Annotated in this window: 12 protein-coding genes; 7 read left to right on the forward strand and 5 right to left on the reverse strand. The window is 46.0% G+C overall.

The window, feature by feature from the left end; genetic code table 11:
* The first annotated feature begins 101 nt into the window (after nucleotides 1–101).
* Together NO989_RS08955 and ruvX are read left to right on the forward strand one after the other, a co-directional pair.
* Complete coding sequence (locus tag NO989_RS08955; protein WP_371342414.1) at nucleotides 102–668, forward strand: YqgE/AlgH family protein; 567 nt, start codon at nucleotides 102–104, stop codon at nucleotides 666–668.
* On the forward strand, nucleotides 661–1,092 hold the full coding sequence (gene ruvX / locus NO989_RS08960) for a Holliday junction resolvase RuvX (RefSeq protein ID WP_371342415.1): 432 nt from the start codon (nucleotides 661–663) through the stop codon (nucleotides 1,090–1,092). Before NO989_RS08955 ends, ruvX begins: the two co-directional genes overlap by 8 nt.
* 24 nt (nucleotides 1,093–1,116) lie before the next feature.
* On the opposite strand, the gene NO989_RS08965 is transcribed toward ruvX, so the two are convergent.
* From NO989_RS08965 to NO989_RS08975, 3 genes are all read right to left on the reverse strand, one after another.
* Nucleotides 1,117–1,434: a DUF2007 domain-containing protein gene (locus NO989_RS08965; protein ID WP_371342416.1), complete on the reverse strand. Its 318-nt coding sequence runs from the start codon at nucleotides 1,432–1,434 to the stop codon at nucleotides 1,117–1,119.
* 187 nt (nucleotides 1,435–1,621) lie between these two features.
* A complete protein-coding gene (locus tag NO989_RS08970; protein ID WP_014977241.1) occupies nucleotides 1,622–2,734 on the reverse strand; it encodes a PilT/PilU family type 4a pilus ATPase in 1,113 nt (370 codons plus the stop codon).
* An 8-nt stretch (nucleotides 2,735–2,742) separates the two neighbouring features.
* Nucleotides 2,743–3,786, reverse strand: a complete 1,044-nt coding sequence (locus NO989_RS08975) for a type IV pilus twitching motility protein PilT (RefSeq protein WP_014950464.1) — start codon at nucleotides 3,784–3,786, stop codon at nucleotides 2,743–2,745.
* A gap of 27 nt (nucleotides 3,787–3,813) precedes the next feature.
* On the opposite strand from NO989_RS08975, the gene NO989_RS08980 reads away from it, so the two are divergent.
* The 5 genes from NO989_RS08980 (at nucleotide 3,814) to NO989_RS09000 (ending at nucleotide 8,941) form a co-directional block, all read left to right on the forward strand.
* The gene (locus NO989_RS08980; RefSeq protein ID WP_371342417.1) at nucleotides 3,814–4,500 is read left to right on the forward strand and encodes a YggS family pyridoxal phosphate-dependent enzyme; all 687 of its coding nucleotides are present in this window, start codon (nucleotides 3,814–3,816) and stop codon (nucleotides 4,498–4,500) included.
* Nucleotides 4,501–4,570: 70 nt separating this feature from the next.
* Entirely contained in the window at nucleotides 4,571–5,392 is an 822-nt protein-coding gene (gene proC / locus NO989_RS08985) for a pyrroline-5-carboxylate reductase (RefSeq protein ID WP_014950466.1), read from the forward strand.
* 20 nt (nucleotides 5,393–5,412) lie between these two features.
* Nucleotides 5,413–5,949 carry a YggT family protein gene (locus tag NO989_RS08990; RefSeq protein ID WP_342325881.1) on the forward strand — a complete coding sequence of 179 codons (537 nt, stop codon included), beginning with the start codon at nucleotides 5,413–5,415 and terminating at the stop codon, nucleotides 5,947–5,949.
* Between the two features lie 96 nt (nucleotides 5,950–6,045).
* A complete protein-coding gene (locus NO989_RS08995) occupies nucleotides 6,046–6,519 on the forward strand; it encodes a DUF4426 domain-containing protein (protein WP_278346555.1) in 474 nt (157 codons plus the stop codon).
* Between the two features lie 331 nt (nucleotides 6,520–6,850).
* Complete coding sequence (locus tag NO989_RS09000) at nucleotides 6,851–8,941, forward strand: FAD-dependent oxidoreductase (RefSeq protein WP_371342418.1); 2,091 nt, start codon at nucleotides 6,851–6,853, stop codon at nucleotides 8,939–8,941.
* Here NO989_RS09000 and NO989_RS09005 read toward each other — a convergent pair.
* Nucleotides 8,938–9,273, reverse strand: a complete 336-nt coding sequence (locus NO989_RS09005; protein WP_371342419.1) for a VOC family protein — start codon at nucleotides 9,271–9,273, stop codon at nucleotides 8,938–8,940. The genes NO989_RS09000 and NO989_RS09005 overlap by 4 nt on opposite strands.
* Nucleotides 9,274–9,482: 209 nt before the next feature.
* Nucleotides 9,483–10,262, reverse strand: a 780-nt coding sequence (locus NO989_RS09010; RefSeq protein ID WP_371342420.1) for a DUF885 family protein, incomplete at its 5' end; no start/stop codon positions are given.

Genomic DNA, 10,262 nt, shown 5'->3' on the forward strand with positions numbered 1-10,262 from the left:
ACATGCGTGTTGTTCAACCATACATGAGTGAATAGCGAGTCTTTGGCTATAAGCATTTAAAGACCGCCACAGAGCAAAAGATAGTAGATATAAGACAGAATATGACGGAATTAAAAAGCTTACAGAATCACTTTTTAGTCGCGATGCCTAGTTTGGACGACCCGTACTTTTCTCGCTCACTTATTTATGTTTGTGAACACAACGCTGAAGGGGCTATGGGTATTGTTGTCAACCAGCCTTCAACCATGAACGTTAAGCAGCTTCTTGAGCAAACAGACAAAGAGCTTACTGTGTCTGACGATAAAGCAGAACAAATCGTATTAGCGGGCGGTCCTGTAAGCCAAGAGCGAGGTTTTGTGCTTCACTCATCGCAAAAAAAATGGGCATCTAGCTTAGAACTTGCGCCGGGTATTATGGTTACTACGTCTAAAGATATACTGACCGCCATCGCAAACAATGAAGGCCCAGAAGATGTACTGATTGCTTTAGGGTATGCGGGTTGGACAGCCGGCCAACTTGAAAAAGAAATGCAGGAAAATGCATGGCTTACCATCGAAGCAGATGAAGAAATCCTGTTTAACACGCCAATGCACAAGAAGTGGCAAGCCACGGTAAATAAACTCGGTGTGGACGTATGGCAACTAGCACCGGGAGCAGGACATGCCTGATATTGGAAACCGTACTGTACTTGCGTTCGATTTTGGCACTAAAAGCATTGGTGTGGCGGTAGGTCAGGAAATTACTGGTACTGCCTCTCCTCTTGCCGCGCTTAAGGCAAGAGATGGCATTCCTGATTGGACGTTAATAGAAAAGCTTTATGAAGAATGGCAGCCGCATATTGTGGTAGTGGGTTTACCGCTTAATATGGATGGTACTGAGCAGGAAATGACACAGCGCGCTCGCAAATTTGCAAACCGACTACATGGGCGCTTTAAGGTGGCAGTGGAAACCTGTGATGAACGTCTAACCACGACTGATGCTAAAGCTATGTTGTTTGAGTTAGGTGGCTATAAAAAACTAACCAAAGATAAGGTAGATAGTGTGTCGGCCTGTGTAATTTTCACTAGCTGGAGCGAAAGTCAGTACGAATAACTATCCGTACGCTGCTTGCTGTGGCTATTTGTCTGCGCCACATTGCCAGCACACATCAAAGGCACTGCCGTTTTCTTCATCGCAATTACCACAAACCCAGTCTTGGTTGGGCACCACACTTTTGTTTGATTTCTGGGTAAAGGCTTCAATGACTTTCGACGCTCTTGCATACCAGCTATCGTCGACTAGCCAAACTTCTTGCTGAGCGTCCTGCCAAGGCAATTCACCTATTGCGCCACTGGCAAACTCATTTTTTACCATATAAGGAATAGAAAGCGCATCGAGTTCGCTGCGAACGGCTTGAACTTCAAAAGCATCTGGTGAAGTGAAGAGTTTTTTCAATGACAGTCCTGTTGTTTAAAAATTAGCGCCTATCCCGTTAAGCATATACACAAAAGCAGCCTATAGGCTGCTTTTGTGCTAGAAAAATGCATTGTTCTGATACTGTTTCATGCAAGAAGTGCTTTTCCAAATGCAACATATTCCAATGAACACATTCGGATGACATGTCATCATAAAGCGAAAGCAATTAGTCATCCATATCAATAGATACATTTGACAGTGTACCTAAGCTAGAACCGTCGCTGGTATCAAGCTTGATCATTAAGCGCAGGTCATTGGGCGAGTCGGCGTGGTGCAGCGCTTGGTCCATATCAATCTTACCCGCCTTATAAAGGTCGTAAAGCGCCATATCAAAGCTCTGCATGCCCTGCTCTTTACCTTTTTTCATTGCTTCTTTCAACGCGCCTATTTCATTACGCTGTATTAGGTCGCGTACTAGCGGCGAGTTTAGCAATATTTCTATTGCCGCAACCCTACCCTTGCCGTCTGGCGTTGGTACTAACTGCTGCGCCACGATGGCGCGAATATTCAAGCTTAAGTCAAAGCGCAACTTATCGTGCTGATCTTTCGGCGCTAAATGCATAATGCGCTCAATCGCTTGGTTTGCGTTGTTAGCGTGTAGCGTAGCCACACACAAATGCCCGGTATCAGCAAACGACATGGCATATTCCATGGTTTCCATTGAGCGAATTTCACCAATCAAAATGACGTCAGGCGCCTGACGTAGCGAACTTTTAAGGGCGTCGTCGAAAGACTGGGTATCTATGCCCACCTCGCGCTGGGTAATAACGCAGTTCTTATGCTCGTGAACAAACTCAATAGGGTCTTCAATAGTCAGTATATGCCCGTGCGAATTTTCATTTCTATGTCCAATAAGCGCAGCCAATGACGTGGATTTACCCGTACCCGTTCCACCTACAAATAGAACCAGACCGCGTTTCGCCATAATAATTTCTTTTAATACTCGCGGCAGGCCCAAATCATCAGCTTTTGGGATTTGAGTAACAATGCGGCGAATAACCATACCTGCTTGGTCACGCTGCCAAAATGCTGAGCAGCGGAAGCGACCTATGCCCTCTCGTACTATGGCGAAGTTACACTCTTTGGTGGTGTGAAACTCATTCTGCTGTTTTTCGGTCATGGCTTCGTGAACCAGCGCCAGCGATGCCTCTTCCGATGTTGCACTTTCCGTTACTGGTGTTAGTTTGCCGTTAATCTTGGCGCTTACGGGGAATCCCGCCGTTACGAATAAATCCGATGCGTTGGTATCGACCATTTTTTGTAGTAGTGAATCTAACATATTGGCCTCTAGAAACTGTTCATCGACTGTTTATCAACTGACTTTGCTGCGGCGTCTTGTTTGGTGATAACCCCCATCGCCACTAAGCGCTGAAGACACTGATCCATAGTTTGCATACCGTGAGCCTGGCCCGTTTGAATAACCGAGTACATTTGCGGCACTTTATCTTCTCGAATAAGGTTACGAATAGCGGGGATCCCCACCATGATTTCATGAGCCGCAACTCGGCCCCCGCCTACTTTCTTAAGCAGTGTCTGTGAAATAACCGCACGCAATGATTCCGACAACATAGAACGCACCATGGCTTTTTCTTCTGCCGGGAAAACATCGATAATACGGTCAATGGTTTTTGGTGCAGAGTTGGTGTGAAGAGTGCCGAATACTAAATGGCCGGTTTCGGCAGCTGAAATCGCAAGGCGTATGGTTTCTAGGTCGCGTAGCTCACCGACTAGAATTACGTCAGGGTCTTCACGAAGCGCCGAGCGCAGTGCGTTATTAAACGAGTGCGTATCGCGGTGTACTTCCCGCTGGTTTACTAAGCTAAGCTTGTTGTCGTGCACGAATTCGATAGGGTCTTCAATGGTAAGAATATGTTCACGCTTGTGGGTGTTGATATGGTCGACCATGGCCGCAAGCGTGGTACTTTTACCCGAGCCGGTAGCGCCTGTCACAAGTACAATGCCAGTAGGCTGATTTATAATTTCCTTGAAAATTTCGGGCGCGCCAAGGTCATCCAAGGTTAATACTTTACTGGGAATAGTACGTAATACTGCCGCTGCGCCTCGGTTTTGCACGAACGCGTTAACACGAAAGCGCGACAGGCCATTAACTTCAAAAGAAAAATCGGTTTCCAGGTTTTCTTCGTATTCTTTGCGCTGCATGTCATTCATAATCTCATAAACGAGACCATGTACTTGTTTGTGATCGAGGGCTGGCACGTTCAGCTTACGCATTTCGCCATCTACACGAATAATTGGTGGTAGGCCCGCTGATAAGTGTAAATCTGAGGCGTTATTCTTAACACTGAAAGCCAAAAGTTCGGTAATATCCACAACCACTTCTCCAAAACAAGGTGAATAATGCAAACAATAGCAGAAAGACTAGATTCCGCACGAAAAGGAATAGACCAAGCCGCTACCAGTGCACATCGTCCACCAAATTCCGTGAAATTGCTAGCGGTTAGCAAAACAAAACCCGTATCAGATATCATGGAAGCGTATGAAGCCGGACAACGTATGTTCGGCGAAAATTACGTGCAGGAAGGTGTTGAAAAGGTTCAAGAACTTTCTCACTTAAGCGATATAGAGTGGCACATGATTGGTCCAATCCAATCGAATAAAACCAAAGTGGTAGCCGAACACTTTGATTGGGTTCAGTCTGTAGATAGAGAAAAAATTGCTCGCCGCTTAAACGAGCAGCGCCCTGACTCTATGCCGCCGTTAAACGTGTGCATTCAGGTTAATATTGATGATGAAGAGAGTAAGTCTGGGGTAGCCCTAAGTGAATTAGATGCGCTAGTGGAGTTTGTTAACTCTCAGGAGCACCTGACTTTGCGTGGTTTAATGGCGATTCCTAAAGCTGATCCTAGTGAAGAACAGCAGCACGCCACACTGTCTAAGCTAAAAGAATTATTCGACCACTACCATACATCATTGAGCAATTTTGATACCCTATCCGTAGGAATGAGTAGTGATATGGCTGAAGCGATTCAAAACGGGTCGACTATGGTGCGAATCGGTACCGCTATTTTCGGTAAGCGAAACTAGCGCGCTAATCTGAATGATAGCGCTTCGCCTCGCTACACAGACTTAAACGCAACCAACAAATAGGATTTACATGCAACAGAAAAAATTAGCATTTATTGGCGCGGGTAACATGAGCCGCAGCATCATCAGTGGTCTTATCAAATCTGGGTACGCGAAAGAAAACATCCTTGCGGCAAACCCTTCCACACCAAAGTTAGACGGCCTGAAGGCCGAGTTTGGTATTCACACCACACAATCTAATGATGAAGCCTGCCAATTCGCTGATGCCATAGTCCTTGCGGTAAAACCACAAATAATGGGCGATATGTGCGGCGAGCTTCAGAAAAACAATGACCTTTCGGGCAAGTTGTTTATGAGCATTGCAGCTGGGCTGCCGGTAGCCAGATTGCAAGAAATGCTAGGTGGTGAATACCCTGTTGTTCGTATTATGCCAAACACCCCGAGCTTGTTAGGCAAGGGCATGTCTGGGATGTATGCCGACGACACGGTTTCTGAGTCAGACAGGCAATACGTTGACGATGTAATGAACAGCGTTGGCGAAACCGTTTGGGTAGATAAAGAAGAGGGTATTAACGGTGTTATCGCCGCAGCGGGCAGCAGCCCAGCTTATTTCTTCTTGTTCTTACAAAATATGCAGGAAGAAGCCATGAACATGGGCTTTGACAAAGCGCAATCTCGCTTAATGGTTCAACAAGCCATGTTAGGCGCAGCCGAAATGGTTTGTAACAACCCAGACCTTGAATTAAGCGAGCTTCGTGCCCAAGTTACGTCTAAGGGCGGCACTACCGCAGAAGCCGTTAACACTTTCATTAATGAAGGTTTAAAAGATATTGTCAGCAAGTCGATGCGCGCCGCCGTAGCACGTGCTGAAGAAATGGCAAAACAGCTATAACGTTTTAGGAAAAACACAACATGAACGCAACGGTATTTTTGGTTGATACCTTATTTAGCCTTTATTTGATGGTGGTTATTCTGCGCCTTTGGTTACAAATGGTTCAGGCAGATTTTTATAACCCACTCAGTCAATTTGTAGTAAAAGCAACCCACCCTATCGTGGGGCCGTTGCGCCGTATTATTCCGTCGATCGGCAGGTTCGACACCGCTACCTTTGTGTTAGCGGTAGCGGTATGCGCGCTTAAGCTGATAACCCTAGGGTTAATGTTTGGCGGTAGTCTAAACCCAGTCGGCATTGCGATTTTGTCAGTGGTTGGCGTGATAAAAGAAACCCTGTCATTAATGTTCTGGGTGCTGCTGCTACGCGCTATTTTAAGCTGGGTCTCACAAGGTCAGTCTCCGGTTGACTATGTACTGTATCAGCTAACCGAGCCGTTTTTAGCGCCAATACGTAAAGTCATCCCACCATTAGGCGGTTTGGACTTATCAGTGCTTATTGCCATCATCGCATTACAGTTTCTACAGCTTCTGATCCGAGACATTTTCCCTATGTAAACAATGTCTGTTAAAGACACGGTTAGTGAAAATATCGGTCATGCAGTTTGGGTCATAGAGCGAAACAAGCTGTAATGGGTAAGAATTAAAAACAAGATGAAGGCAGAGGTAGTTTCTATCATGGGTAGAATAAAACATATCAAAAAAGCTTACGTAGCACTTCTTGCGATGGCTATGTCATGCTTAAGCTTTTCCGCATTTGCCGAGCAAAAGCAAACGCTTGGTGAATGGGATGTTCACTATATGGTGGTGAGTACACCATTTCTGACACCTGAAGTAGCGGCTAGCTACGGCATTGTAAGAAGTAAGTTTAATGCGTTGGTTAACATTTCGGTGTTAAACAAAGTTTCCGGTGAAGCGCAACGGGCAGATGTTACAGGTACAGCTAAGAACCTGTTAGGCAACTCGCGTAAGCTGACTTTCAAGAAGGTGGAAGAAGGAGATGCTATCTATTACCTTGCCGTGCTGCCATTTCGCGACCAGGAAACCTTTAGGTTTGAGATTGACGTGCAAAAAGGTAGCAGCAAACAAACACTCAAGTTCCAGCAGAAAATGTACGTAGACGAGTAATTCATAGGGCGATTAGCGCTTTAATAATGCCCATGGCATTAGTAAGCGCTCACCCATAAAACATTTATGCTTTTGAGAAAAAGCCATGATTAACGAAGCGAGATATCTGTTAGCCCGGTATCTCGCTTTTTTATTATGTTAAAAATATGGGAACTGCACTTTACCAATCGAATGCGGTGGTAAATAATCAAAGCAACTGGTCGGGCAAGTTAGTGTGATCGGATTATGTGTAACCATTAGCACTTAAATCACGAAAGACAGTTGAGCACTGCGCCGCAGCAAAGAGCGACATGCACTAACTGCCTTCATAGCAAATAAAAAGAGAACAATTATGAATACGCCCTCGTCTCAGACCGTATCTCAGACAGCTACACCGCAGTCTGCTAACAATTCGGAACAACTCTCACCTTACTTCCCTAACCTGTTAGCTCCGTTAGATTTGGGCTTTACCAAACTTCGCAACCGCACCCTTATGGGTTCAATGCATTTAGGCCTGGAAGAAGAGAAAGGCGGTTTTGACAAACTTGCTGCGTTTTACGCTGAGCGAGCAAAAGGCGGTGCGGGGCTAATCGTAACAGGTGGTATTAGCCCGAACATTTCAGGTTGGGTAGCGCCCTTTGCTGGCAGAATGACCCGCTCTCGCCACGCGAAAAAACACCGTGTTATTACAGATGCTGTGCATAAAGAAGACGGCAAAATTTGCATGCAAATTTTGCATTCAGGCCGTTACGGTTATCATCCACTTGCTGTTTCGGCTTCACCGATGAAGTCCCCCATTACCCCTTTTAAGCCCCGCGAATTATCCTCTCGCGGCGTAAGAAGCACAATAAAAGACTACGTAAAATGCGCTAGCCTAGCTCAAAAGGCGGGCTATGACGGCGTAGAAATTATGGGTTCTGAAGGCTACCTCATAAATCAGTTTTTCTGTGAGCGCACCAACCACAGAAATGATGAATGGGGTGGCAGCTTAGAAAACCGCGCTCGCCTAGCGATTGAGATAGTAAAAGGTGTACGCGAGAAAGTGGGCACTAACTTCATCATTATTTATCGCCTGTCTATGCTGGACTTAGTCGAAGGCGGCGCTAGGTGGGAAGAAGTCGTATATTTAGCCAAAGAAATCGAAAAAGCAGGCGCTACCCTGATCAATACTGGCATTGGATGGCACGAAGCACGGGTACCCACTATTTCCACATCTGTGCCTCGAGCGGCGTTTACCTGGATAACCGAACGCATGAAAAAAGAGGTGTCTATCCCTCTTATTACCACTAACCGTATCAATACACCTGAAGTTGCAGAATCGGTACTCGCACAAGGCCATGCTGATATGGTATCGATGGCGCGACCTTTCTTGGCTGACGCTCACTTTGTAGCGAAGGCTATGCGCAATGAGTCTAAGCTAATCAACACGTGTATTGCCTGTAACCAGGCTTGCCTAGACCATGCATTCGAACAAAAGCGTGCAAGTTGCTTGGTAAACCCACAAGCGTGCTACGAGACCGAACTTTCCTTTACCCCTACTCAAAATAAGAAAAAACTAGCGGTAGTAGGTGCAGGGCCTGCGGGTTTGGCGTTTTCCATGTATGCCGCAGAGCGCGGTCACGAGGTACATCTATTTGATAAAGCCAGTGAAATTGGCGGTCAATTTAATTACGCCAAGCAAGTGCCGGGTAAAGAAGAGTTTTACGAAACCCTACGCTACTTTGACAATCAATTAGCTCGCCTGGGCGTTACGGTTCACCTTAACACCCAAGTAAACGTAGAGAGCCTTTCAAACAAGGGGTTTGATGAAGTGGTGCTAGCCACCGGTATTAATCCTCGTACGCTTACAATTGACGGGCACGACCACCCTAAAGTGATGAGTTATTTAGACGTATTGCGCGACCACAAGCCAGTAGGCAAGAAAGTGGCTATTGTTGGCGCCGGCGGCATTGGTTTTGATGTAGCAGAGTTCTTAGTTGAACACGAACATTTAGCCAAAGATAAAGAAAAATGGCTGGCGCATTGGGGTATAGATAAAGACTATGCGGCACCGGGTGCACTAAAGGAAAAAGCCATAGAGCCTTCAGATCACGAAGTGTATCTATTGCAACGTAAAACGTCTAAAGTGGGCAAAGGGCTAGGCAAAACAACGGGCTGGATCCACAGGCAATCATTGAAACACCACAATGTTCAAATGATAAATGGTGTGAGCTACAAGAAAGTAGACGATGAAGGCCTGCACGTGCTGATTAACGACACCCCCAAAGTATTGCCGGTCGATAACGTCATTGTATGTGCTGGTCAGGAGCCGTTTAAGCCTCTGCAACAACCTCTAGAAGAGGCAGGATTTACCGTGCACATTATCGGCGGTGCTGACGTAGCGGCTGAACTTGATGCTAAACGCGCTATTCGTCAGGGCGCTGAACTGGCAGCGCGAATTTAAAACTGATCGAACATGATAGCGTTGCCGTCCGGGTCTTTAACAATTAGATGCCCGGGGCCGCTATCGCCTTTCACAGGCACGTCTAAAGCGATGCCTTGTTCAACTAGATTTGCCTGAAGTGCCCTAACATCACTTGGGTTGAAGGTCATAATGTTATCTTCAAACATCCCTTCGAATAACCCAATCATGGTGGTGCCATTTTTCATCATTAACCATTTATCTTCCACCGAGCCGCATGAAGGCATGGCTTCAAAGCCCAAGGCCTCATAAAACGCTTTCGACTTTCTGATGTCTTTAACCGTTAAACTTAACGAAAATAGCCCTAACTCCACTTTATTCTCCCTTAAATTTCGTAACCATTGTTCACTTATACCAATTAATACTCTAGTGAAGCTTTTGAACAATATCACTGCCATTAGTCGCAAAAAGAAAAAAGCCAGTAATACTGAATATTACTGGCTTTACGTCAAATATCGGCGTCTTACTGCTCTTAACCTAACGCTGATTGCGCTGTAAAAAGTTTAAATAAAAATATTATTCCTTAACTTTTTTGACTAGCGATCCAGCGATCAATTTTCTGCTCAAGAATAGCAAGTGGAATGCCTCCCGTGTTTAACACTTGTGCGTGGAACTCACGGATATCGAAATCATCACCTAATGCCTTCTCCGCGCGCGCGCGCAATTCTTGAATTTTAAGCGCGCCCACTTTGTAAGATAGCGCTTGCGACGGGATCGCAATATAGCGCTCTACCTCGGCAACAACTTCTGTGCGGGTCATGCCTGAGTTATCAAGCATAAAGTCGATGGCTTGTTCGCGGGTCCAACCTTTCGCATGAATACCTGTGTCTACCACCAAACGCATGGCGCGCAACTGCTCATCTTGAAGCGTTCCATAACGATTCCATGGATCGTCAAAGAACCCCATTTCATACCCTAGCGTTTCAGAATACAGCGCCCAACCTTCACCGAAGGCTGGTAGGAAGCTAAAGCGCATGAATGAAGGTAGCGCTTCATTTTCTTGCGCTAGACTCACTTGGAAATGGTGACCTGGAGCGCCTTCGTGTAGATACAAGGTAACGTTGCCGGTGGTTAAGCGGCTAGGCAAATCGTAGGCATTAAAGTAGAAAGTACCTGGACGAGAGCCGTCTGGCGTGCCCGGCTGATATGATCCACCTGCACTGAATTGCTCGATAGCAGGGTCGTAGGGTTTGATTTCTAGCTCAGACTTCGGCAACAATGAAAAATACTGATCAATTTTCTCATCAACTTCACGGCCAATATCGTAATAGCTCTGTGTTAGCGCTTCACGGCTTTCAGGCTT

This window comes from Alteromonas sp. DY56-G5 (genome assembly GCF_041414725.1).
GTDB lineage: Bacteria > Pseudomonadota > Gammaproteobacteria > Enterobacterales > Alteromonadaceae > Alteromonas > Alteromonas macleodii.

Bases quoted from the DNA above. Each gene is read 5' to 3' on its own strand.
- NO989_RS08955 (WP_371342414.1), top strand. From the start codon at position 102: ATGACGGAATTAAAAAGCTTACAGAATCACTTTTTAGTCGCGATGCCT.
- ruvX (WP_371342415.1), top strand. From the start codon at position 661: ATGCCTGATATTGGAAACCGTACTGTACTTGCGTTCGATTTTGGCACT.
- NO989_RS08970 (WP_014977241.1), bottom strand. From the start codon at position 2,734: ATGTTAGATTCACTACTACAAAAAATGGTCGATACCAACGCATCGGAT.
- NO989_RS08980 (WP_371342417.1), top strand. From the start codon at position 3,814: ATGCAAACAATAGCAGAAAGACTAGATTCCGCACGAAAAGGAATAGAC.
- proC (WP_014950466.1), top strand. From the start codon at position 4,571: ATGCAACAGAAAAAATTAGCATTTATTGGCGCGGGTAACATGAGCCGC.
- NO989_RS08990 (WP_342325881.1), top strand. From the start codon at position 5,413: ATGAACGCAACGGTATTTTTGGTTGATACCTTATTTAGCCTTTATTTG.
- NO989_RS08995 (WP_278346555.1), top strand. From the start codon at position 6,046: ATGAAGGCAGAGGTAGTTTCTATCATGGGTAGAATAAAACATATCAAA.
- NO989_RS09000 (WP_371342418.1), top strand. From the start codon at position 6,851: ATGAATACGCCCTCGTCTCAGACCGTATCTCAGACAGCTACACCGCAG.